Genomic DNA, 23,864 nt, shown 5'->3' on the forward strand with positions numbered 1-23,864 from the left:
CTGACGATAATCGCGAAAGGTGATGAACATGACATTATTTGCTCTACGAAAATGGTTTGCCGTTCTTCTCGTATCCTGCCTCATGCTGATACAGCCCCTATCTGTGGTCAATGCTCGCTCGCCGCTTACTGCTCCTTCCATCGAACAAGTAGTTGATCCCCTCATGAAAAGTGAAATGAACAACTTGCATATCCCGGGTGCAGCCATTGTCATTACACAGGGAGATCGCATCATTTTTAGAAAAGGCTATGGTTTTGCCGACATCGAACAGCAAATCCCCGTTGATCCTGAGCGTACGGTGTTTCGAATCGGTTCTGTGACCAAGTCGCTTACAGCTACTGCAGCGATGCAGCTAGTGGAAAAAGGCAAACTTTCCTTACACGAAGATTTGAATACCGTAATAAAAGACTACAAAATTTCCAATAATCGTTACGGCCCGATCACACTCCACCACCTACTCACACATACGGCCGGCTTAGATGAAAAGATTTATAAAAGAGACAACCGCCAGACTGTGATACCGGAATTTTCGACCGAGACGGTAAATGAAACGCTTCAGTCGCAGGAGACGATTTTCACGCCAGGCAGCAAATTTCAATACAGTAATGCCGGCACCGGATTGTTAGGAAGTGTAGTCGAGCAAGCTTCCGGTCAATCTTTGCATGACTATATGCGGGAGAATATCTTCCGCCCGCTAGGTATGGATTCCGCCGAATTGTATCTCCCACAGGACAGGAGCAATCTGGCCAAAAGCTATTATTACGACGGAAACAGCTATCAAACGATTCCTTATTCGGGAATTATTTTCCCAGGAAGTGGCGCGGCTAATATGGCACCGGTCGACTTCGCTCCCTATATGATCGCCCATCTTTCAGGCGGCAGCTATAACGGCACAGCTCTGCTCAAGCCAGAAACTGTAGAGCTTATGCATGCCCAGCAATTCGCGGCCCATAAACGCATGCACGGCATCGGCTACGGCTTTTTTAAAGGAGAGACGAAAAGCGGCATTCCTACCCTATGGGCAAACGGTGGGATTGATGGCTTTATCTCGAAAATGGTGCTGATTCCCTCAGAATCAATTGGCATCTTTCTGACTGTGAACGCCACGCATGCAGGCTTGAAGCTGCACGGGAAGGTCGTGAACGCGTTTGCCGATAAGCTACTGACAGAGCAAGTCCGCAAGCCCCTAACTCCTGTTGATGGAACCATAGACGAATTAAAAAAAGTGGAAGGTCAATATCTGCTTACCTTGACGCCCGAGAATGGCTGGGGCAAAGGGCTTCGGCTGCTCAGCAGTTACACCTACACAGTGCAGGCATTGGACGCGCAGACGATATCCGTGACTGGTTTGTTCCAGAATGAAGGACAGCAATCCCTCGAGAAAAAGTTTGTGCAAGTAGACGATCATTTCTTTCAAGAGATCGGCGGTGAGGAACAGCTATATTTTCACGAGGAACAAGGGAAATTTTATATGACAGGACCGATGAACTTTTCGCTTCCTCGCATCTCCTTCATCGAAAGTCCGTCTGTTCTCATGGCTCTGTATGTGATTCCTGGAATCGTGTTCACCCTTCTTTCGCTCGTCTGGATCGCTCGTTTCGGACTACGCAAATGGCGTAAACAATCGTACGTCATTTCGAAGATCGTTCCGATTATAGCTCTGCTTCATAGCTTATTTTTTATCATCCAATTCACCTATGCGAACGAATCACTGGTATACGGCTACCCGGCCTTCTACCAAGTGGTTGTCGCATCCCTTCCGATTTTTTCGTTGGCCGTCTCCGCTTATTTGCTACTGCGAATCGGAACAGCCAAGGAGCGCGATCGCTGGAAGGTAGCGAATGGCACAGCAGCGGTACTCTCCATCCTGTATACTGGCTATTTATTTTACTGGAACTTTCTTTCGATTCATTTCACATAACGCTTTACAGTTGCGCCATTTTTTTCAGCATAATGTTTGACCCAAGGAACTACCATTAAACTAAGCCGCATAAGGAGGAACGAACCATGAGTACTTCAAGCTTAACAATCGGGATTATTCTGGGCAGCTCTCGCCCAGGCCGAGTCAGTCCCCAAGTAGGTGCGTGGCTCAAAGGAGTTGCCGATCAACGAGGAGACGCAGCTTATGAAATCGTTGATATTGCGGACTTTCACTTACCGTTCTTTGGCGATCCGAATGGTGAGCAACAAGTAGCCGCATGGGCGGCAAAGCTATCCAGCCTAGATGGATTCGTTTTCGTTACCGCCGAATACAACCACAGCATCACAGGGGTATTAAAAAACGCACTCGACCTCGCCCGCAAGGAATGGTACAACAAAGCGGCTGGTATCGTCAGCTATGGTTCATCAGGCGGAACTCGTGCAGCAGAGCACTTGCGTGGAATCCTGGGGGAATTGCAGGTTGCCGACGTTCGTATACAACCTGCATTCAATCTATTTACTGATTTTGAAAATTACACGGTCTTTAAACCATCCGAATTGCACATCCCACATATAAACGACATGTTAAATCAAGTGATTAGTTGGTCAACGGCACTACAATCGGTTCGAGACTAATAAGAAAACCTCTATCGAGGCCTTTTCAAGGAGGAGCGACCGCGTTTTAGCGGAAAGTTTCCATGCGCTCCGGAATTTATTTTATAAATTCCTATACGACAGAAAAATGACTAGCAGCGACCTCTGCTAGTCATTTCTTTTTCATTCCTCACTCATATCGCAACGCATCAATCGGATTGAGCCTCGCAGCCTTGTGAGCCGGGTAGAGCCCAAAGAAAATACCGATGGCACTGGAAAACCCGAAGGCGATTACGATACTTTCCCACGATAATAGCGGCGGCACATCGACATATTGCGAGGCAAACATGGCTGTCCCGATGCCGAGCAGAATCCCAATCGTTCCACCAATCAGGCAGACGATCATCGATTCGATCAAAAACTGCAGCATAATATCTCCGTAACGCGCCCCTAACGCTTTGCGAATGCCGATTTCCCGCGTCCGCTCCGTGACAGATACGAGCATGATGTTCATGACGCCAATCCCACCGACAAATAACGCAATCCCGGCTGCGACACTAAAGATCGTGGTGAGCGTGCCGGAAAAGGAATCCATCTCCCCCAGTGCATTCTCGATACTATCGATTTGGTAGTAGTTTTCGCGATCGTGTCTGCGGTTTAAATACTTCTCTGTCTGCTTCTTGGCTGCCTCCATCGTTTCCTTCGACTTGGCTTTTACAGTAATCGTATGAACTATCTTCAACCCGGTCACATTTTGCAGATAGGTAATCGGCATATAGGCACCCTCAGATCGACCATTGTCAAACATCAGCTTGTCTTCCCTTACCACGCCAATGACGACGGCCGATGCTGTATCATAAGTCAAACGCTTGCCAAGCGGGTCTTCACCTCCGAAAAGCCCAGCCGCTAACTTTTCAGTTAGAACGATTACGGGCCTCCCCTCTCTTACTTCCTTCGCAGTAAAATATCTGCCTGCAACTATTTTCAAGTTGGGCTGAACCTTTAACAAATCCTCATTTGTTCCTTGTATACTGGCGTCCTTCCCCTTTTTCGGGCCACGAATCGTTCCAAAATAAGAGGCGAACGGCACGGCCTCTTCAATGTTGGGCGATTGTTGGGGAAGTGCATAAGCATCCTCCACTGTCAAATCAGTAAGTTTACTTCCTTGCTCAGGGTCCCAGCCAAAATAAACGCTGAAATTCGTAGCACCCAGCTTCTCCAACTGATCGGTATAGGACTGTTGACTGCCGTTCCCTAGTGTAATCACGGCAATGACAGACATGATTCCGATGATGATCCCAGACATCGTCAAGGTAGCTCGGAGCTTATTTGTCCCAATCCCTTCCAGAGCCGTACGAAAGCTTTCGAGTAAATTCACGTGAGGATCACCTCCTCGGACGCAGTAGCAAACAAGCGCTTTTCCACTCGTTCATCTCGGATGATATGACCATCTCGAAACGTAATGACCCGTTCGGCATGCTGGGCGATATCAGCCTCGTGCGTGACGAGCAGAATCGTTACCCCTTGCGCATGTAGCTCCTGAAAAATCGCCATGATCTCGATGCTGGAACGACTGTCCAGATTCCCCGTCGGCTCGTCAGCAAGTAAAATTGCTGGCTGGTTGACTAGCGCTCTGGCAATGGCTACCCGCTGTCTTTGACCGCCGGACAACTGCGTCGGTTTATGATCCATCCGCTGACCGAGTCCGACACGCTGCAACGCCGCTTTCGCTCTTTTTTTGCGTTCTGTCATGCCGACGCCCGCATACATCATCGGCAGCTCTACATTACGCAGCGAAGTGGCACGTGGCAACAAATGAAACGATTGAAAGACAAAGCCGATTTTTTGATTGCGTACCTGCGCCAGCCCACTATCCTTCAACTGCGTAACATCAATTCCATCCAAGACATACGATCCGGAGGTTGGCCGATCCAGACAACCCAGCATGTTCATAAACGTCGATTTTCCAGAACCAGAAGGTCCCACGATCGCCACGAATTCACCTTGAGCTACGTGGATATTGACATTTTGCAAAGCGAACAACTCCAGCTCATCCGTCTTGTACTGTTTGGTTAACTCCTCAATATGCAGCATATGTATCCTCCCTCCTTTACTCCGAAACCTCTTCGGGAGATGCTTGGAAGACCGCTTCATTTTCTTGCAAAGTTTCCGGCGGATTCACTACCAGCTCTTCACTGCCATCCAATCCACTTTCAATTTGGATAAACAATTCACTTTCAATTCCAGTCGTCACTTTTTTCTTCCTTGCTTTTCCATTTTCCGCTACCCAGACAAAGGAAGATCCATCTTGATCCGTCATGACTGCCTCAATGGGGACTTGCATGGCGTTTGCTGCTTTTTGCAGGACAATGTCCACCTCAACGTGAAAACCTGGCTTCAAATACTCCCTCGTCTCATTCAGATCGACAGCGACCGGCACTCTCGTATTCTCTCCATCCCGCTCTTTGCTGGTTACAGCTATAGGAGATATGCGCGACACCTTGCCTTGCAACTGTTCTCCGCCTAAGGAAATGCCTGAGACCACCGCATCCTGTCCGCTTTTGATTTTACGCAAATCAGATTCTCCGACTCCTGCTTCGACCATAACATCATTGGTATCTCCAACCGTGAGAATTTCCTCGCCTTTACTCAGGTACTTCCCTTCTTTCACCTTCATCGAGAGCACCGTCCCGTCAATCGGAGACACAATGCTGCTTTGCACACGTTGCTTTTCATATTTCGCTTTTTCCAAATTCAGCTTTTGAATCTGCGCCTCGTAGGAGCGAATCTCTGCCTTGTCTGGCCCTTTTTGCTTCAAAAGTAAATCTTGCTTCGCGACCCTTACTCTTGATTCCGCGGTCTGTAGCTTTTGCTTCGCCTCCTCTACAGCCTGTTGGGTAGACACGCCTGCGGTAAACAGCGATTGCGTTCGCTGATAATCTTTTAATGCCGTTTGATACTCGCGTTCATTCTGGGCAAGCTGCTCCTGCATTTTCGTGACTTCCTCGGGCTCCACACCTTTGGAGAGCCTTGCGATATTCGCTTCCTGAATGGCGATTTGCGCCTCGATATCTATGATTTCATTGCTGACATCAGACATGTCGATATTGCCGATCACCTGCCCTTTGGTCACTTTGTCTCCCTCCTTGATGGAGAAATTCCGCAGATCGCCTGCATAGTTAGCGAACAAGGTATGTTCATTTCGAACTTTCACAATGCCCGACGTCAAAATGGTGCTTTGCAAATCGGCCGTTACCACCGTTGATAACATCACAGGAACACCATTCTTCTTTTCGCCCGAAGAAGCCGCATAGCCGCCAAACCCAGCCACAAGCACGCCCACACTCAGCCAGATCCACAATCGCTTTTTCATTCCCTTACCTCCCACAAAACTTTTACGCTCCGATAACCCTTGGCCAATAAAAAAAACCCACTTTTCCCTTTGCAGGTTCCACCCTGGCTCGTCACCCGATCAGGATAAGGAAAACTGTTAAAAGAAAAAGTGGGGTAAAACTTAAATTTTTATAAAGCGAGGTAGTCTATTCGTAAGGCAAACGTATTTCAAAAACGGTGCGGATCAAATTGCTCTGAGCAGAAATCGTCCCTTCATGGCCCTCGACAATATTTTTGGCGATAAATAACCCAAGACCTGTGCCGCCGTTTTGATGAGTGCGTGCCTTGTCTCCCGTATAAAACATCTCGAAAAGATGCGGCAGATCTTCCGGGGGAATCTCGTTGCCATAATTAATCACCTGCACAACGACCTCTTCGCGATCCAAAAAACCGTTGATATCAACAAACTGGCCATCTTGTCCATACCGGATGGCATTGGTCATGATATTCTCGAAAACGCGTGCCAGGAGCTCGCCATCTCCGAGAATCGTCAAACGTGAGGCCACATTCATTCTGGTTTCCAACTGATTTTTCTCCAAGGAAGGATATAGCTCCTCGTTTAATTGCATGAGTAATTCACTCAGGTCAATCAAATTCTGTTGGATGGTGAGCATGCCGTAGTTCATTCTCGTAATTTCGAAGAGCTCATCGATCAGCTTTTCCAATCGCTGCGACTTGGTAAAAGCAATAGTCGTGTAATGTCTGGCTTGTTGTACCGTCAACTGCTCGTCCCGCAAAATGATATCCAAATAACCCAATACAGAAGTCAGCGGCGTCCGCAGGTCATGTGCCAGGTTCAAGACCAACTGATCCTTGCTGCTTTCGGCAAAATCTCCTCTTTGTACAGCCTCCTGCAATTTTTCACCCGCCAGATTGATATCCTTGGCAATATCCCCGAACTCATCGTTCGACGGTATGTGGACATGATGGGTAAAGTCGCCATTCGCAAGATGATGAATCCCTCTGGAAATCTCCTGAAAATAGTTGGCATACCGTTTGGTTAACAAAAAGAAAAACAGTATGGCTAGTGGAACAAAAATAATCAGAAAGAAGTAAATGTCCCCTATTTCTCGCATAAAATAGCGAATCGGTGTTAACAAGCTTTCAAACCTTACCTGTGTTCGATAGTAAAGCTGTAGCACTTTAAAGATCACATAGGTAACCGCACCGGATAGAAGCAGACTTAAGCCCAGAAGCTTGACCATTTGGAATCGAAAGCTTCGTATCATTTTAACCATTAAAGGAATACCCCACGCCCCAGACCGTTTTAATCCACTTATTTTTGGTTTTTTCTTCGCCTAGCTTCTTTCGCAAGGTTCGGATGTGCACCATGACTGTATTGCAGCCCTCATAGTACGCTTCGCCCCACACCTGCTGAAAAATATTGTCCGCACTAAACACCTTCTTCGGATAGCTGGCAAGCAGGTAGAGAATATCAAACTCTTTCGGCGTTAACTCAATCGTTTCTCCGTACAGGCTCACGGTTCGCTGCTCTGGATAAATGACGAGTCCACCTACCTCTAAGACCTTGTTACTCGCTACTGCTACTGCTGGTTGATTCAGCTGCTTAAAACGTCGCAGCTGGGCATTCACACGGGCGACCAATTCCATTGGATTGAATGGCTTGGTCATATAATCATCTGCGCCCATCACCAATCCCGAGATTTTATCCAGATCGGACGTCTTGGCACTCAAAAAGATAATCGGCATATTGTGCTGTTCACGAATGATCCGGGTGACCTCATAGCCATCCAACCCAGGCATCATGATATCGAGGATCGCCAAATCAATCGAATGCGTCTGCACAGCTTGGAGTGCTGCCTTTCCATCCGCTGCGATGATTGTGTGGTAACCTTCTTTTTTCACATGCAAAGCAACGAGCTCAGCAATCTCCGCTTCATCGTCGGCGATCAATATGGTGACCTGCTTCATCGTTTTTCCCATCCCTTGTATACATTTGCTACCATTATAGCAGGTATGAAAAGACTTTTCTGTGATCTCACCATGATATCGTTCATACAATTATGGATAATAATTACTTTCAGTTTGTTTTGACTTTACGGACTTTTCTATATTAATATATTCATGTCCATATCATATCTATCATAAATATACTTGGGGGTAATTTATGAAAAAACTAATGTTTGCTGTTGTTTCTAGTTTGTTGGCACTCACGGTAAGTGCATGTGGCAGTGGCACGGATCAAGCTTCCTCATCTGGGCAGTCGGGTGCCAAGAAGTACGTTATTGGTACAGATGCAACATACCCACCCTTTGAGTTTGAAAAAGACGGAAAATACGTGGGAATTGACATCGACCTGATCAATGCCATCGCCAAAGAAGAAGGCTTTGAGGTAGAAATTAAGCCGATGGACTTCAAAGGAATCATTCCGGCCGTTCAAGCGAAGCAATTAGACGGTGCCATTGCAGGGATCAGCATCACGGATAATCGCAAGGAAATTTTAGATTTCTCTGAACCTTACTATCAAGCAGGTCTTTCCTTGGTCGTACGTGAGGACAACACAACGATCAATGGAGAGGCAGATTTGGCTGGCAAAACGATCGCCATCAAAAAAGGCACGACTGGTGCGACCTTTGCTGATGAGCTCGGGAAAAAGTACGGAGCGACTGTCAAATACTTCGACGATAGCCCTTCCATGTTCCAAGAGGTTCAAAACGGCAATGCTGATGTAACCATCGAAGACTATCCGGTTATCTCTTATAAAATTGCAGTAGACCCTGCTTCCAAGCTAAAAATTGTAGGCGAACGTCTCAATGGTGACCACTACGGCATCGCGGTTTTAAAAGGCAACAAAGAGCTGCAAGACAAACTCAACTCCGGTCTGAAGAAGCTGAAAGAGAACGGGAAATACGATGAAATCATCAACACATACTTGAGCACGAAAAAATAAAAGGCGCAAGACGCGCCTTTTTTTCACCTTAGAAAGAATGGAGTTGTCCAAATGAGCAGTAGTTGGGATGTCATTGTCGATGCGCTTCCTGTCTTGGCCCAAGGCTCTGTGGTCACGCTAAAAATAACGGTCATTTCCCTGTTTTTTGCTCTCTTAATCGGATTACTTTTTGGCTTGATGAGCACAAGCCGGTCCAAAGTGCTTCGCGGCATTGCAACCGCTTACGTTGACGTTCTCCGCGGTACACCGCTGTTGGTTCAAATCTTCTTTATTTATTTTGGATTGCCGCCTGTTCTTGATATCAAAATTCCGGAAACGACCGCAGGTATCCTTGCACTCAGCCTCAATGCCGGAGCCTACTTGGCGGAAATTTTCCGTGGTGGAATACTCTCGATCGATAAAGGACAGATGGAAGCAGCCCGTTCCCTAGGACTCACGCACGGAAAAGCTATGCGCCTGGTTATCTTGCCCCAGGCTGTTCGCCGCATGATTCCTGCTTTCGTCAACCAATTCATCGTGACGTTAAAAGACACCTCTCTCTTAACGGTCATTGGTATCCGTGAACTGATGAACAGTGGTGAGATTATCATCTCAGGGAACTTCCGCTCGTTTGAAATTTGGGCAGTAGTAGCGGTCTTCTATTTCCTCATGATTTACATCCTCAGTCTGCTATCTCGTTCCCTTGAGAGGAGGTTCGCGAAATGATTCATGTGGAGAATTTAAAAAAGAGCTTTGGTTCGTTGGAAGTACTCAAAGACATCTCGACTACCATTGAAGAGCGCGAAGTCGTCTGTGTCATCGGTCCCTCCGGTTCAGGCAAAAGTACGTTTCTGCGTTGCCTGAACCAGTTAGAAGAGGTGACATCTGGCAAGATCACCATTGAGGGCATGGAGGTTACCTCACCCAAGGTGGACATTAACAAGCTGCGCGAGCGTGTCGGCATGGTCTTTCAGCGGTTCAATCTATTCCCGCATCTCACTGTTTTAGAAAACATTATGCTCGCACCCAAGCACGTCAAAAGTTCAGAGCGTCAGCAAAATGAGCAGAAGGCTATGCAATTGCTGAAAAAAGTAGATTTGGCAGACAAGCGAGACGTGTATCCAGATCGGCTGTCAGGTGGTCAACAGCAACGCGTTGCAATCACCCGTGCACTCGCCATGGACCCTCACATCATGCTCTTCGACGAGCCTACCTCTGCACTCGACCCGGAAATGGTAGGGGAAGTTCTTCAGGTGATGAAAGATTTGGCCAAAGAAGGAATGACGATGGTCGTGGTCACGCATGAGATGGGATTTGCTCGTGAAGTAGCCGATCGCGTGATTTTCATGGATGGCGGATATATCGTAGAGGAAGGCAAGCCTGCCGAGATTTTTGACAATCCTCAGCAAGAGAGAACCAAGGCGTTTCTCAGCAAAGTGTTGTAAAACAAAACAAGCAACGGGCATGATCGATTCGTCATCCATCATGCCCGTTTGTTTTTCTCTATGGGGTACCGCCAGCAGAACGCGAATTTACAACGTTAAGGGAAGATGGTGCTTCCTATCAAAACAAAAAATCTTTAACATATAAAATGGATATGCACAATAATGCAGAAGGACGATACAAAGCAGCACAAGAGGGGATAGACAGCGATAGCAGTCGTTCAGACGTTAAAATTGCGATTGATGAGTTATACAAAAGCGGAAAGCTTAAAAAAATAAATAAACCAAACAAAAAAGAGAGTACCTGGACACTAGAAAAGTTTACAGGTAAAGAAGAGGATTATGTAGATCAAGATCTTCCCCCTATTACGTAAGAAAAAAGAGAGTCAGGAATGATTATTCCTGATTCTCCTTTTTGAAAGAAGGTGATATTTATGAAGAATAAATTAATCGTGTCTTTGGCTGCAACAGCAATAGTTGTGATGCTAGTATTTGGATTTTTATATGCAGGGACTGGAAACGATTACTATAGACTTTCTGATGGACCATCTTCAGAACAGATAGAAGCTTTAAAGAGTTATAAAATTGATTATATGATCAAAGAAGACGGATCTTTATGGATAAGAAGAAGTGATGAATTGAAAGTAGCACAATGTTGTACATAGTTATGTTGAGTAACCAAAATGAGAGATACAACAGTAACCGGATTTATGAATGGTTGCTGTTTCTTTTCCATCAAAGGAAAGCCGTAGCACATCTAGGGGTACAGCCGAGATACGAGTAATTTTGGGTCACAAGCTTACAGCAATTGTCATTTTTCGAATGCAGTTTGTGACATGGCAGGAGAATTCGATAAAATCAACATGTTTTTGCTTTATGAATCCCTTAACGTTGTAAATCTGCGTTTTGCTGGCGGTACCCCTCTATGAACTTCTCCTATACATATTCATTAGCCAGCATCAAAAACACACTGGACGTCCAAGTAAATGCCCGGTCTCTCAGTCCATCCCCTGTCAGCGCATCGAAATTTTCCGCCATTCCACTGCGGGCTGCCATTCGGCAAAAACGTCTGGCAATCTCCTGAGAGAACGCGACTTCGCCAGCTCGCCGTAATCCATCAACTACGAGCATCGTCACTGGTGCCCAGATCGGGCCTAACCAGTAGCCATCAGCGCGGTAAAACGAGCTGGTTGGACTCTCTGTAGCCAGTCCATTCTCTGTCAAAAACCGCTCCTGTAAGTCAGCAATCAGCTTGGCCCGGATGTCTTTTGGCAGCTTTTCACCAAGCACCAGAGGCATATAGCGGATCAAGCTGTCTCCTTGGGTAGGCTGATCGCTACCAGAGTGGGTCGCGTAGAAATTCTCGCCGTTCCAGTGCTTCGCAAGCAGTCGTTGCAGTGTCAGTTCCGCCTTTTCCTGCCAAATAGCTGCTTCTGCGGGACGGCCTAGCCTGTTGGCCAAACCCGCCAACACATCCATTTGCAAAATCAAATACGCGGGCAGGTCCGGGCTTTCAATCGGCGCTCCATCAAGGAAAATCGTGCTGTTGTCCCAGCCGCAGTCATAGCCGTGATTGTACTGCGGAATCCCGTCCTGATCATCATCGCGGTAACGGAACCACCAATCGGTCCAGCGACAAAGCGGCTCGTACACCTCTTCCAGCATCTTGTTTGTAATCGCGTTGTTCCGATCCAGCATCCAGCGCAGCGTCCAACCGTGAATCGGAGGCTTGCAGCAATTCCACAGCGCATACCGATTATTAATAAAATCAGGGAAGACACCACTTTCATCTTGCCTGTCGATAAAGATCATGAGCTGATCCCACGCCAGCGGCAAATTTCCGCGCGTCAGTGCCATCGCATTGAAGCAATGATCCCAGCTCCAGATATTCGTCATCCAGTTTTTCGACATGTACATCGCGGACCTCGGCAGATAGCCTTCTGGTCTCACCACACAAGACCAGGTGATGTACGCCGCGAGTTCTCGCGCTTCACTCAAGCCTTCGCGATGCTCCTCAGATACAGAAAGTGTCCGTTCCAGCCACTCGTCGTACTCATTTCTTACCTGTGCCCATCCATCGGCAAAGGCAGGGTAGCTGCGTTCCTTCCAGACCGTGTGGAACTCCTCCAATACGCCTTCCAGGACACCGGTTCCCTCGTCGGGAAGAAAGGTTACGCCCACTTGCTCTTCACGCGATGCCTTCGTAGGGTTTACCGCGAGCGTTCCAGCAAGCGGAGTCACTCGCAAGCGAATTTCCGTGGAAAAGTGATTGATTTCCCAGCATCCAGCTCCTGCTTGAATCGCATAATCTGCTGCCGACGATTCCAGCACCAGGCGCAAACCAACGCCTTGACCACGCACCTGCACCAGCTGCGGCTCGCTCATGCACAGCTTCACTTCGCCTTTATCCCCGTAAAGACGCAGCAAGGTTGACGTAGCCTCCGTCTCAAATGGAATCGCCACACCATCGGCTACCATTTCTATTCGAAAAATCGCACCATCGTGGTTGTCTCCTCCACGAATATTGCGCAAATAAAGTCCTTCTGCGCGCTTGGCGTTACCCAGTCGCGAGAGTACGAGGTACGAACCGTATCGGCTAAAAGGAACCATTCCTAGATCAAACTGCATATGTCTCACCTCGAGGTTGCTTGGTCGATATTTTACGATCGCGCTTTTCCAAAAGACGACTCATTCGGGCGTTCATCCACCAGACAGGCAGGCTCGCTCCCAACAAGATCGGCAAAACAGGAATCGCCAGCAAGAGAATCAAGTGAAGGAGCAAGCCTCCCATCGTTACGAGCGAATGCAACGGAAAGGCCGCAACCAGCCAAAACGATTGCTTGAGCGTCCGCTTCACGTCTGCACCCTCCCTCACAAGCACGGAAAAAGCGTGACAAGAGGTAGCCGCATGCAAGAATCCGATCCCCGCAAAAACAGCCGCGATCGAAAGCCCCCACAGCGTGCCCATACGCAGGAAAAACACCACATCGACCCACAGGATTGCCCCCGTTAGCACCATCCCTGCGCCAAGCCATTGGCTCCTCCAGAAGTAGTGGCGAAAAGCATGCCAGAAAGCGGACGGAAGCCCACGGTCATTCCACTTGCCGCTAAGTACGTCGTGCAAAGCCGCTGTTGCTGGGAAGATTCCAAAGATGATCCCTCCCACCAGCGTGCACACAACCCACATGAGATGCGCTGCCGCCATCCGCAGCAGTCGCTCCCCAAATTGATGAAATGACCATGCCCAGCCTTCCCACTTCGCCCGATTTCCCACTGTGGCTCCCTCCTCACTTATTTGATTGCAACTCCGGCTGAATTATCTACGATATATCGTTGTGCTAGGAAGAAGAGGAGTAACGGCGGAATCGAGATCAGGAACGTTACCGCCATCAGTCCGGTTGCCTCTACTTCATACATCCCTTTGAATTGCGCCAAGCCCAGCGTCAACGTGTACTGGCTTTGGTCATTCAAGAAAATGAGTGGACCCAGATAGTCATTCCATGTGCCCAAGATATTAAATACACTCACCAAAATCAGAGCAGGCATCATCAACGGCATAATAATCCGAGCGTAAATCTGAAACGAGCCAGCACCATCGATACGCGCTGCTTCATCCAGCTCACGCGGAATGGTCAAAATAAACTGTCGCATGAGGAAAATATAAAACGCTGAGCCGAAAAACGAAGGAACAATCAACGGCTTGAGCGTGTTGATCCAGCCAAGGTAGTTGAACTCCATGTACAGCGGAATCATCGTCACTTCCCACGGGATCATCATCGTAGCGAGTACGACCATGAACAGAAAGTCTCTCCCTTTAAATGTGAACCGTGCAAATCCGTACGCGACCAACGAAGACGAAATCAACTGACCAATCGTCGTCAGGATCGTCACCGTCAGCGAGTTTTCCAAGTACAAATTAAATGGCTGCGACATCCACGCATTCCCGAAGTTCTCCCAATGGAGCACATCTGGAATCCATTTTGGTGGATACTGCAAAATCTCATCGTCTGACTTGAGTGCAGTGGAGATCATCCAGTAAAACGGTGCGAGAAACAGGAAAGAAAAAAGGATCAAGCTCGCATAAGCGATTGTTTTGCGTATCAAGCCTCTTCCCCTCCCCTGCGGTTGTCGCCCTCGTAGTACACCCATTTGCCGGACGTTTTAAATACGAGGAAGGTCAATACCAAAATGATTACAAACATAAACCAGGAGTTCGCCGAAGCATACCCCATCTTGAAGTATTTGAAGGCGTTGTCGTACGCGTACATGGCATAGAAATACGTAGACTGCAACGGTCCGCCACCAGTGAGCAGGAGTGCTAGACTCAACTGCTGGAACGCACTGATGATCGTCATAATTAGGTTAAACAAAATCGTTGGACTCACCATCGGCAGGGTAATGCGGAAAAACTTCTGTACCGCCCCTGCTCCGTCAATCGAAGCCGCTTCATACAAACTCTCTGGGATGCTTTTGAGCCCAGCCAGGAAAATCAATACCATAGAGCCTTGGCCCCACAAACTTGCAATGACCATAGCCACGAGCGCCCACGACGTATCGTTCAGCCAGTCAGGACCTGTAATCCCAACCAGACTGAGCAAATAGTTGAAAATACCGTATTCCCCGTCATATACCCACGCCCAAATCATTGCCAGCGCCACACCGGAAATCACACTCGGCAAGTAAAACACTGTACGGAAAAAGCCACTGCCTTTTACCTTCTGATTCAGCATCATGGCTAGAAACAACGCGATGAACAAATTCAACGGTACGAACAGCAACGCGAATTTAATCGTGACCCAGAGCGATTGCCAAAACAAAGGATCATCCGTAAACATATTGACGTAGTTGTCCAGACCGACGAACGTAACCTCACCAACGACAGGCCAATCAAAAAAGCTCATGACTAGCGAAAATATCATCGGTCCCAGCGTAAAGGCGAGGAAGCCGAGAATCCAAGGCAAGATAAAAAGATAGGGCGTAAGAAACGCCCTTCCCTTGAGTTTTTTCGGTTGAACGGTCATGGCAGGCTGTTTATGTGTCACAACACTCTCTATATTCAAGTCCCTGACCCCTTCCCGTTATTTCAAGAATTTCTGGGAGTCTTTTACTGCCTTGTTCAGTAATTCCTCGGCATTTTGTCCCATCATGATTGCATTGACTGCTGCGGAAAGGTTCCGGTTGATTTCGTTCCAGTGCGGATTCAACAGGAATGCTGGCGTGTCAGTTGATTGCTCCAATGTCTTATAGAACGGAGCGTAAAGCGCGTCCTGATCAAGCTTCTTCTCTTGTACGACACTGATACGCACAGGCAAGTCAGAGGTACGCATCTTGATCGCATCACTGGAAACGAAGAACTTCAAAAACTCCCAAGCCAGTTCTTTGTTTTTGGAATCCTTGGCGATTGATACTGAGGAGGTTGCAATGACACCCTTACCAGGCTTGCCAGGGAATTGCGGCATCACGACTGTACCAAAATCGACATTCGCCTTCTTGTACGACTCAAGCGACCATACGCCGTTGTCATACATCGCGAGCTTTCCTGCTTTGAACAAGTCGTTCCCGCTCTGCTGGTTTTTGCCACCGACGAGCAAAGCGCTCTTGTCTTTCGTCAAATCACTGAAAATTTGCAGGGCTTCTGCCGTTTCCTTGCTGTTCATGTAGCCTTCGATTGTTTTTCCGTCAGGGCTTATGAAGCTGCTGCCATTGCTCCACACGAACTGCTGCAAATCATACGTATCTGGCTCAGAACGAACAGCGAATCCGTACTGCTTCTTGTCACGAACGGTCAGCTGTTTGGCAGCCGATTTGAAATCATCCCATGTCCAGTCGTCTGTCGGAAGCGGTACATTTGCTTCGTTAAACAGCTTTTTGTTGTAGAATACGACCCGCGTCGAGAAGCCCGCTGGGAGACCAAACAATTTTCCATCGAATCGATTATAGTTTAAGAGGCCTTGGTAAAAGTCGTCGATTGCCACGGATGGGTCCTTCTTTACATACTCATCCAGTGGCTCGAGCGAAGCGTTGTACGTGGGGAAATCCCACATGTACATGACATCCGGCGGGTTTTTCGCTCCGAATGCCGCTACCAGCTTCTGATCAAAACCATCTGCATATGCCTCGACTTGTACCTTCACACCCGGATTTTTCTGTTCGAATTGTTTCGCGATATCTTGTTGGATCTTCAGCATTTGGTCCGTGTCCCATGTCGCGAAACGCAATGTAACCGTTTCCTTTTTATCAGACGATGTTGGCGTTGTCGTACCTGTGTTACTAGACGTACCGTCTGTTCCTGTGGGCTGGGCTTGTGAACAACCAGCTGCGACGGCCAAAAGAAGTGCCATGCCCGCTGCCATCCATTTTGACGCAACCTTTTTCATCTGTGATCCCCCCTAGTTTTACCCCTCATTTCCCTTTATTTTAATGAAGGAAAAAAAACGGTGAAACCGATAACTGTTCGCAATAGTGTGTGAATTTGTTTCCTTTTTTCCGATTCGTTCAGGTTTGCGCGGTGGAGTGGACGATTGTTCGACTGGACTCCTCCTTTTGTTTGAAACGGTAGTGGCTCGGGGTCATCCCTGTACATTTTTTGAACCATTTACTGAAGTATTTGGCGTCAGGAAGACCGACTCGCTCGGCTACCTCCTGAATGGACAATGCTGTTTCATCCAGCATCGCCCGGGCCATTTTTACCCTGCGCTTGTCGAGAAACTCGCCAAAGCTCTCGCCCACTCCTTTTTTAAACATCACGCTAAAATGACTGCGGCTCAGTCCCACCTGTGAAGCTACTTCACTAACCGTCAATGGCGTATCCAGACGATCGAGCGCGTAATGAACAGCCTGTTTGATTGGTTCCTGCCATGGGTCTTGATTAACGCCGTACTTGCGCGCCCGCTCTGTACGCTGGTAGAGCATCCGTACCGTCTGAATCCACGGTTCGCGTCCAGAAAACGGGCTTGTTGTCTCCCAGCTCGTCACCCTGCCAGCCAGCTTCCATTCCACGAGCAATGATTCTACCTGCCTGCCAGCACTTGCGGGAGTCAGCAAAAAGCGGATATCACCACATACGATCCACTCCCATTGGCTGTCCAGCTCTCGGGTAATCCATGCCCGCTCCTGCTCCTCGCAGCTTGTACTACCCATTCCTTCCAAGAGCCAAATACGCATAGGGTCGTTCATCCACGACCAGTGTGATTGCAGGAAGGAAGACAAGCTTTGTTCGAAATCACGGCTCAAGCCAGTCAACCACGCACCGAATTCCCGCTTCCATTCATCAGGACGTTCCCGATTTTTTTCGGGTCGCGCGCTCTCGCCTGCCAGCTCAGACTTCATTTTGTCCAACAACGTAGCCCATTCCTCATCCTGGAACTCGGTCTTCAGCAAATATCCCGATACCCCGAGAGCGATTCCCTGCTGGGCAAAAGAAAAATCGCGATGACAACTGAGCAGAAGCACCTTTGTTTGTGGAGCGTGCTCCTTCACTCGCCTGCACAGCTCCAGCCCATCCATTTCCGGCATAACGATGTCCGTAATCACCAACTCGGGCTGTATTTGCAAGAAAGCCTCCCAGCCTTTGCGACCATTCGGTGCATCGGCTACTACTTCCATCCCGTAGCGACTCCACGGCACCATTGCTTTCAGTCCTTTTCGCACCAGCACTTCGTCATCCACAATCATTACCTTGATGTTCATCAGGAATTTCCTCCCTTTTCGGCCATGTGATTTGAATTGTGGTTCCTTCTCCTCTGACAGATGAAATCTTCATGCCGTGCTCCATACGGAAATGAAGCTTGAACTTCTGATCGACGTTGTACACGCCGAGCCCTCGTTTGCTAGAACGCTCCAGATCAGGATCGAGAAGTTTAGCCAATCGCTCCGGCACAATTCCTGCACCGTCATCTTGCAACAGCAGCGTCACAAGCCCTTCTTTTTCACTGACACTGATCCGGATCGTTCCGTGCCCGTCTTCGAATGCGTGGAAAAAGATATTTTCCAAAAGGGGTTGAAGCGTCATCCGCGGGATCAAATAGCGACTGCAATCCTCTACACCCGTTTGATCATATTGAAAAACATGCCCATACCGCAGCTTTTGGATTTCCAGAAAATGCTCGACCGTTTGCAGTTCCTTCTCCAGCGGGACGAGTTCCTGCGTGATGTCGAGGTTGCCCTCTAGCACCTTGATGAGATGATAGAGCATATTGCCGATTTCATTTGAGCCAGATAATCTTGCTTTCCACTGAATGGAATTGAGTGTATTGAACAACAGATGCGGGTTGATCTGGTAGTGTACGGCTCGCAGCTCTGCTTCCTTTTTCAACTGCTCGGTTCGACTCACCTCGGCGATTAGCGTCTGAATCCGCCTCACCATTTGGTTGAAGCTCACCCCTAACCGCCCCAGTTCGTCTTCTGTGTCTACCTCTGCGCGCGTCTGTAGCTCGCCTGTTCCTACCAGCCGCATCGTTTCTTGAAGTCGTTTGATTTTGCCTGTAATCCGTCTGGAAAATAAATACGCCAAAAGTAGTGCCAGCACTGCCGATAGAATCAGCGCTGCGATAAAAAAGGATTGCATCACTTCCGCAGAGCGATTCATTTGCTCATAAGGCAAGCGCACCTGAATCATCCAGTTGTTGGACTCCAGCGGCTTGTTCCAGACGACATCGCTCTCCTGCTGGACAAACGTACCCGCCGTCTGGTAAATCAGCTCGCCATTTTTGGCGGTGATGGTCACATACGCACTCATGTCCTCTTCCAGCTGCTCAAACAACTGAAACAGCTTGCCTGCTTTCATCTCGATCAATATCCGACTATCCTTCAGCACACCATAACCGCTGAGTACGGGAACGACGAGACCAAGCACCTTCTCCTGATTCCGCAGCTCTGCCTCATCCTGAAATCCGACGTAATGCCGCGGTGTGTAAAACCCAATCCATCGCTCCTCATCCAGCTTGGCGGGCAGTCCCTTCCACCACCATTCCCGCATCAGATCCTGTCCATTGATTACGTTTTCCCCGAAAAAATAACCGGAGGGCGTCACGATAAAAATGCCTTTGGTATCAAGATTGCGGTGCGCCCCCAAGTATCGCTCGAAGTTTTTTTGTTCCAGGAAGCCTGTGTAGGTCTTCGGCTGTTCCTCCCTCATGACGACCAACGTCGGGTCGGACACGTACGTGTTGATGTCGTAGGCCATGTATCTCATTTGGCTCAGGTAGTTGTCGATCTGGATTTGCAGCTGTGTAGCGATATACTCGCCTGACGTGCTGAATTGCTCGCGGACGACCATCGACGACTTCCAGTACGCCATACTCCCCAAAGTAATTAACGGGATAATGGCTGCAATGAGCATAAAAGCGAGGAGCTTGGCATGAATGCTTCTGCGCGGAAAGAGCGACCATGACTTCATATGACAAAACCACCACCGATTTTTGATTAGTTGCACTATTCAATCTTCAACTAGATTGTACAACGTTTCGGCGATGCCTTCGAGAACAATCATCGGTTAGTCACACAAATTCCGCTTATACAACTGAACCGGAGAAATCGTATCCTTCGAAAAAGGCGTTACCCTCATCTGGAAGAAAAACTCCTCTGGACGCAAGGCATGCTGCTCTGATTGCTTAGGTCCGCAGCTATTGCTACCCAGCCCGTTTTGTCGATAATCGAGATGCAGGGTGACATACTCTTTTTTTACGAGATCTGTCGTGTGCTTCGCTTGCTCCAGATCATCGGTATCATAGCGAAGTGCGCTAAATTCCAAGGTCGGTTGACCAATCGCGAAAAGTCCAATGCCTCTCTGATCCGTGATCGACATCCATTTGACGTCCGTGCGATTGCCATTCTCCTGTGGAAACACATACGGCGTGTACAGCTCATCCACACTTGCATGATATACCCCGATGCGATTGGCTTCCTTGCTATCGATATACGCCTCTCCCGGGCCTCGACCGTACCAAGAGACTCGCTCCATGTCTTTGGCGACCAATAGCTTCAAGCCGATTCGTGGCAGCATGGCTGGCGGCGTGCCTTTTGGTGTGCCTTGTACGTCTACCAGCACTTCGCCATTTCCAAACACCGTGTACGTATAACGGCACGTGAACGCCCAATCGTATACAGGTGGAGCAATTCGCACGTCGCAAGTGATCACTGCCCGATCCCCGCGCTCCTGCCTAACCGCTACATGCTCAACCCGCGTTTGCAAACGATCCAGATACACCTTGCGCCACTCTTCGACTACATACATGTCATTGTCAATCGGCGCTCGCCAAAACGTAAGGCGCGGTCCTGCCACCAACAGTTCCTTGCCCGCAAATACCCAGCTTGTTGGCACACCGTTCACTTTGTCAAAAACAAATTGGAAGTCCGCTCCTGTTAAGGTCACGTCCGTTTTCGTTTCGGTTGTATCCACTTTGCCAAGTACAGGTTGATGTGGAGTTACCATTACCTGTTGCGCAGCGGTCACTGGCAAGGCAAATTGTGCCCACGCCAGCTCATGTCCAGCCTGCACCCAGCTCTCATCATGGGCAAGCACAAAGGAGAGCGTCAACCAGTAGTCGGTTCGAACCTGCACCTGCGCAGGCAAGGTATACGGAACCGCCACAATCGTGCGACTTCCTGCTGCTGTATGTGGAAGCGACAAGTTTCCGCTATCCAGCACTTGTCCGTCTGCCGTCACACTCCACACCATTCTCACGTGATCTAGCGTACGGAAATCATAGCGGTTCACAATGGTGACAAGCCCGCTTTCCAAATCAGTCGCTTCGACGACAATTGGCTCAATCACTTTTTTATATTCGAGCAGCCCTGGCGATGGCGTACGATCTGGACGAATCAAGCCGTCGATGACGAAGTTGCCATTCGTCGGGTAGTCTCCGAAGTCTCCCCCGTAGGCAAAATACTCTCGCCCATCCGGCGTATATTGACGCAAGCCGTGGTCAATCCACTCCCATACAAAGCCACCCTGCAAGCGTGGATACTTGTCAAACACATTGGCATAGTCGCGCAACCCGCCAGGTCCATTTCCCATGGCATGAGCATATTCGCACATGATATGCGGCTTTTGCAGATGTTCATTTTCACCATGCTGGATCATTTTTTCTATCGAGGAGTACATGGTGGAAAATACGTCGCAAACCTCTGCTTCCCGATCTTCTTCGTTATGAATGAGTCTGGTCGGGTCCGCTTGACGGCACCATGCGGCCATTGCCCGGAAATTGCAGCCGAAGCCGGACTCGTTGCCAAGCGACCACATGATGATCGACGGATGGTTTTTGTCCCGCTCCACCATGCGCTGCATGCGTTCGACGTAGGTCTGCTCCCACTCTGGATCGTCGCTCAGCTGACTGATATTGCCGGTCAACTGGAAGCCATGTGTCTCCAAGTCCGTTTCATCCATCACATACAGACCGTACTGGTCGCACAAATCGTAAAAGCGCGGATCATTCGGGTAATGAGCGGTACGAACGGCGTTGATGTTGTAGCGCTTCATCATGAGGACATCTTCGCGCATCGTCTCATATGGGACAGCTCGGCCGAGGTCTGGATGATGATCGTGTCGGTTTACCCCGTTCAGACGTATTGCCACGCCATTGACGAAGAAGTTGTTTCCTTTTACTTCGATACGGCGGAAGCCAACGCGAATCGGGATGACTTCTGTCTTTTCACCAGTCTCATGCCCAATCGTTAGCAACAGATGATACAGGTTCGGCTCTTCCGCGGACCATTTTTGCGGTTCCTGCACAGGAAGCTCCAGCTCTACTACCGTCTCCTGTCCCGCTGCCAACTGGCCAGCTCCTGCCCGAATCGTAGAAGCTACGGGCGAGAATGCTTGATCCAGTAGCTGTAGTGTCACATGCACGCCGTCATAACTGGCTGCCGCACTATTTTCCACAAGTGCACGTACGCGAAGCACGCCATTGCGGTATTCATCATCCAATTCCGTCACGACAGCCACATCTCGCATATGCAGCTTCGGTCTCGCGATGAGGGATACATCACGGAAAATCCCGCTCAAGTACCACATGTCCTGATCTTCGACGTACGTACCATCCGACCACTGGTACACCTGTACAGCCAGGCGATTAGTGCCTTCCTGCAAAAGTTCGGTCACATCAAACTCGGATGGCAGACGACTTCCTTGGCTATAACCGACTTCTTTTCCGTTTAGCCACACGTGAAAGGCGCTGTCCACCCCTTCAAATCGCAAAATCACCTGATGCTGCTGCCAGGCAGGCGCTATCGTAAACTCTCGCAAATAGCAGCCTGTCGGGTTATCAGAAGGAACATGCGGCGGATCGACAGGAAACGGATAGTACAAGTCCGTGTAATGTGGTTTGCCGTAGCCTTGTAGCTGCCAATGCCCCGGCACCTGAATCCGACTCCAATCGGACGCATCAAAGTCGCTTGCAAAAAAGTTCTCCGGAACGAGCAGTGGAGATGGCACGTAGGCGAACTGCCAATGCCCATTCAACAATTGAAACCACGGAGTCGCGCCTCTCTCATACGTTAATGCTCCCGCTACTTCCGGGTAAGACAAAAAGTAAGCTCGAGCTGCGAGGCGATTTCGCTCCAGCAGCTGGTGATTCGCCCAGTCATTCGGTTTGCTCATCTATGTACACTCCTTTGTTTACATTTTCTCGGTCTTGCTTCCCTCGTTCATTGCGAGTAAGGCCAACGCACCAGCACCGAGAATACCTGCATCTGCCCCGAGCTCGGCCAAAACAATCCTCGTCTTTTCATGAACGACATCCATCGCATAGCGTCCAATGCTCGCTTGGACTGGCGCCAGCAGTAGCTCCCCGGCACGACTGACCCCTCCGCCCATTACCACCAGTTGTGGGTTACAGACGTTAATCAGCACGGAGAGCGCCCAGCCAATTACTTCGCACGCCTCGTTCCATGCCTCGATCGCTAATGAGTCACCTTTTCCGACCGCCGTCGCCACCTGTTCAGCCGTTATTTTCGTTATGTCACCATCACAGAGAGTAAACAGCTGTGATGCTTTTGCCCCCAACGGGTTGGCGTTAAGCTCTTTATCCAGTCGCTCACGAGCTACTCGCGCGATGCCTGTTGCAGATGCTACGGTCTCGACACAACCCATTTTGCCGCAATTGCATGGAGCAGTAAGCCCGGGGAAACGAACATGACCGATCTCCCCTGCAAATCCGCTGTCACCGCGAACGAGCTTGCCCTCATTTATGATTCCTGCACCGACCCCCGTACCAAGGGGCACGAAAACGAGATGGCTAATACCGCGTCCTGCGCCGAATACCGCTTCACCGAGCGTAGCTGTCCGCAGATCATTGTCAAAAAACAACGGCAGCTCAACTAGCTTTGCCAGAGGGGTTCGTAGGTCTGCCTGATGCAAATGAAAGTTGGGCGAGTGCACAGAGATGCCGTTCTCCGCATCAAAAGGACCGGGAAATCCGATTCCCACTGACTCAATGTAAACAGGCGACTTGGCCCGTAGCTCACCGATCAGGGCTGCCATTCGCTCAAGCAGGAGCGGCAAATTGTTATGCACCTTGGTTTCTTTTGTAGCACGGATGAGAATACGGCCATTTTCGTCCATGACCGCCCCTTTCATCGTGGTGCCCCCTACATCCAGTCCTATTACATGGCGCATGTGCTTCTCC

Annotated in this window: 21 protein-coding genes; 7 read left to right on the forward strand and 14 right to left on the reverse strand. The window is 49.1% G+C overall.

All coding sequences use genetic code 11. From position 1 onward, the window contains the following. Positions 1-28: 28 nt before the first annotated feature. Together C7R93_RS09025 and C7R93_RS09030 are read left to right on the forward strand one after the other, a co-directional pair. The gene (locus C7R93_RS09025; RefSeq protein ID WP_106838515.1) at positions 29-1,921 is read left to right on the forward strand and encodes a serine hydrolase domain-containing protein; all 1,893 of its coding nucleotides are present in this window, start codon (positions 29-31) and stop codon (positions 1,919-1,921) included. 86 nt (positions 1,922-2,007) lie between these two features. Then, complete coding sequence (locus C7R93_RS09030) at positions 2,008-2,556, forward strand: NADPH-dependent FMN reductase (RefSeq protein WP_106838516.1); 549 nt, start codon at positions 2,008-2,010, stop codon at positions 2,554-2,556. A gap of 148 nt (positions 2,557-2,704) precedes the next feature. Here C7R93_RS09030 and C7R93_RS09035 read toward each other — a convergent pair whose 3' ends face one another. The 5 genes from C7R93_RS09035 to C7R93_RS09055 form a co-directional block, all read right to left on the reverse strand. Continuing rightward, the gene (locus C7R93_RS09035; protein ID WP_106838517.1) at positions 2,705-3,892 is read right to left on the reverse strand and encodes an ABC transporter permease; all 1,188 of its coding nucleotides are present in this window, start codon (positions 3,890-3,892) and stop codon (positions 2,705-2,707) included. After that, the gene (locus tag C7R93_RS09040; RefSeq protein WP_106838518.1) at positions 3,889-4,608 is read right to left on the reverse strand and encodes an ABC transporter ATP-binding protein; all 720 of its coding nucleotides are present in this window, start codon (positions 4,606-4,608) and stop codon (positions 3,889-3,891) included. The genes C7R93_RS09035 and C7R93_RS09040 overlap by 4 nt, the downstream gene beginning before the upstream one ends. A gap of 16 nt (positions 4,609-4,624) precedes the next feature. Then, complete coding sequence (locus C7R93_RS09045) at positions 4,625-5,887, reverse strand: efflux RND transporter periplasmic adaptor subunit (RefSeq protein WP_106838519.1); 1,263 nt, start codon at positions 5,885-5,887, stop codon at positions 4,625-4,627. Positions 5,888-6,053: 166 nt separating this feature from the next. Then, a complete protein-coding gene (locus C7R93_RS09050) occupies positions 6,054-7,145 on the reverse strand; it encodes a sensor histidine kinase (protein WP_106838520.1) in 1,092 nt (363 codons plus the stop codon). Then, positions 7,138-7,839 carry a response regulator transcription factor gene (locus tag C7R93_RS09055; RefSeq protein WP_106838521.1) on the reverse strand — a complete coding sequence of 234 codons (702 nt, stop codon included), beginning with the start codon at positions 7,837-7,839 and terminating at the stop codon, positions 7,138-7,140. Before C7R93_RS09055 ends, C7R93_RS09050 begins: the two co-directional genes overlap by 8 nt. Before the next feature lie 196 nt (positions 7,840-8,035). Between C7R93_RS09055 and C7R93_RS09060 the strand changes: the two genes are divergently transcribed. The 5 genes from C7R93_RS09060 (at position 8,036) to C7R93_RS09080 (ending at position 10,904) form a co-directional block, all read left to right on the forward strand. After that, complete coding sequence (locus C7R93_RS09060) at positions 8,036-8,818, forward strand: transporter substrate-binding domain-containing protein (RefSeq protein ID WP_106838522.1); 783 nt, start codon at positions 8,036-8,038, stop codon at positions 8,816-8,818. A gap of 51 nt (positions 8,819-8,869) precedes the next feature. Continuing rightward, on the forward strand, positions 8,870-9,523 hold the full coding sequence (locus C7R93_RS09065; RefSeq protein WP_106838523.1) for an amino acid ABC transporter permease: 654 nt from the start codon (positions 8,870-8,872) through the stop codon (positions 9,521-9,523). After that, positions 9,520-10,242, forward strand: coding sequence for an amino acid ABC transporter ATP-binding protein (locus C7R93_RS09070; protein WP_106838524.1), 723 nt, complete (start codon positions 9,520-9,522; stop codon positions 10,240-10,242). The genes C7R93_RS09065 and C7R93_RS09070 overlap by 4 nt, the downstream gene beginning before the upstream one ends. Before the next feature lie 146 nt (positions 10,243-10,388). Beyond that, the gene (locus C7R93_RS09075) at positions 10,389-10,613 is read left to right on the forward strand and encodes a hypothetical protein (RefSeq protein WP_244191485.1); all 225 of its coding nucleotides are present in this window, start codon (positions 10,389-10,391) and stop codon (positions 10,611-10,613) included. Positions 10,614-10,673: 60 nt separating this feature from the next. Continuing rightward, a complete protein-coding gene (locus C7R93_RS09080; protein ID WP_106838525.1) occupies positions 10,674-10,904 on the forward strand; it encodes a hypothetical protein in 231 nt (76 codons plus the stop codon). A gap of 271 nt (positions 10,905-11,175) precedes the next feature. Here the strand turns inward: C7R93_RS09080 and C7R93_RS09085 are convergent, their stop codons facing one another. From C7R93_RS09085 to C7R93_RS09125, 9 genes are all read right to left on the reverse strand, one after another. Further along, positions 11,176-12,867 (reverse strand): amylo-alpha-1,6-glucosidase, encoded by a 1,692-nt coding sequence (locus C7R93_RS09085; protein WP_106838526.1) that lies wholly within the window; start codon positions 12,865-12,867, stop codon positions 11,176-11,178. Continuing rightward, positions 12,857-13,513 (reverse strand): YesL family protein, encoded by a 657-nt coding sequence (locus C7R93_RS09090; protein ID WP_106838527.1) that lies wholly within the window; start codon positions 13,511-13,513, stop codon positions 12,857-12,859. Before C7R93_RS09090 ends, C7R93_RS09085 begins: the two co-directional genes overlap by 11 nt. Positions 13,514-13,530: 17 nt before the next feature. Continuing rightward, positions 13,531-14,343: a carbohydrate ABC transporter permease gene (locus tag C7R93_RS09095; protein WP_106838528.1), complete on the reverse strand. Its 813-nt coding sequence runs from the start codon at positions 14,341-14,343 to the stop codon at positions 13,531-13,533. Next, on the reverse strand, positions 14,340-15,260 hold the full coding sequence (locus tag C7R93_RS09100) for a carbohydrate ABC transporter permease (RefSeq protein WP_208637808.1): 921 nt from the start codon (positions 15,258-15,260) through the stop codon (positions 14,340-14,342). The genes C7R93_RS09095 and C7R93_RS09100 overlap by 4 nt, the downstream gene beginning before the upstream one ends. Before the next feature lie 57 nt (positions 15,261-15,317). Next, complete coding sequence (locus C7R93_RS09105) at positions 15,318-16,616, reverse strand: ABC transporter substrate-binding protein (RefSeq protein ID WP_106838530.1); 1,299 nt, start codon at positions 16,614-16,616, stop codon at positions 15,318-15,320. A 118-nt stretch (positions 16,617-16,734) separates the two neighbouring features. After that, positions 16,735-17,928 (reverse strand): response regulator transcription factor, encoded by a 1,194-nt coding sequence (locus C7R93_RS09110; RefSeq protein ID WP_106838531.1) that lies wholly within the window; start codon positions 17,926-17,928, stop codon positions 16,735-16,737. Beyond that, positions 17,900-19,636, reverse strand: a complete 1,737-nt coding sequence (locus tag C7R93_RS09115; RefSeq protein WP_106838532.1) for a cache domain-containing sensor histidine kinase — start codon at positions 19,634-19,636, stop codon at positions 17,900-17,902. The genes C7R93_RS09110 and C7R93_RS09115 overlap by 29 nt, the downstream gene beginning before the upstream one ends. Before the next feature lie 96 nt (positions 19,637-19,732). Beyond that, the gene (ebgA, locus tag C7R93_RS09120) at positions 19,733-22,837 is read right to left on the reverse strand and encodes a beta-galactosidase subunit alpha (protein WP_106838533.1); all 3,105 of its coding nucleotides are present in this window, start codon (positions 22,835-22,837) and stop codon (positions 19,733-19,735) included. 18 nt (positions 22,838-22,855) lie between these two features. Further along, complete coding sequence (locus tag C7R93_RS09125) at positions 22,856-23,854, reverse strand: ROK family protein (protein ID WP_106838534.1); 999 nt, start codon at positions 23,852-23,854, stop codon at positions 22,856-22,858. Between the last annotated feature and the right edge of the window lie 10 nt (positions 23,855-23,864).

The sequence above is a fragment of the Brevibacillus fortis genome, from assembly GCF_003013395.1.
GTDB classification, from domain to species: domain Bacteria; phylum Bacillota; class Bacilli; order Brevibacillales; family Brevibacillaceae; genus Brevibacillus; species Brevibacillus fortis.